The sequence below is a fragment of the Parazoarcus communis SWub3 = DSM 12120 genome, from assembly GCF_003226565.1.
Classification (GTDB): Bacteria; Pseudomonadota; Gammaproteobacteria; order Burkholderiales; family Rhodocyclaceae; genus Parazoarcus; species Parazoarcus communis.
Map to the genome: position 1 here is coordinate 1 of NZ_QKOE01000083.1, position 778 is coordinate 778.

The following is a 778-nucleotide window of genomic DNA, read 5'->3' on the forward strand; positions in this document are numbered from 1 at the left end:
AAGCCGAAGCGGCGCAATTCCTCACTCATCTCCGTGCTGCCCTCGGCGCGAATCGTCGTCAGGTCGTAGAAGACGATCGACAGCTCCTGATCGAGCAACGGGCGCAACAGCGTTGCCAGCGTGGCTTCGAGCGCATCGGCACAGTCCATGAGGGTGTCCATCGTGCGCAGCAGGTGCTGATGCGTCACCGACTCCGCCGGCACCTCAGGCACCAGCGCCCCTTCGAGCCAGCGCAGGATGCCGCGCTTGGATTCCGGGTCGCACAGGCGATTGAACACCATCACCCGCAGCAGACGCTCGGCATCGAACGAGCGCCGGTTACGCAGTACGCGACGAAACGCGTCGGCAAACCCCAGTTCCTTCCACAGCGCTGTCAGCAGCCAGGTGTCGCCCACCGAGCGCGCAGGCGCAAACGTCGTTTCGCCGGTCCCTTCGTCGAGCGTAGGCTTGCCGGCCGCACGCAACAGTCCATTGACGAGCGAGTTGGACCCGCCGGCCTGCACCGCCTCAAGACGGCCCAGCGTGGCAACGACGCGCTGACGCGACACGCCCGCCTCGTCGCGGAAGGCTTCCACGAGCTTGACGTACTGGCGCGAACCGGAAGTGGTGATCTTCACGAACATGTCTGCACGGTAGAGCGCAGAAAGCTTGCCGTCAATGGTCTGAGTGAAAAATAGTGTCCCTACACGACCTCTGCCAGCAAAACGCTAAATGCTTGTTCTGTAAGCACTTGATGCCCAGTTCATGGCGATGTCACGCGAAAAGTGTCGAACTCGGG

1 protein-coding gene is annotated in these 778 nt (G+C 62.5%); it reads right to left on the reverse strand.

The window, feature by feature from the left end; genetic code table 11:
- On the reverse strand, positions 1-623 hold a 623-nt coding region (locus DNK49_RS23120), incomplete at its 3' end, for an IS1634 family transposase (protein WP_424445309.1).
- Positions 624-778: the final 155 nt, after the last annotated feature.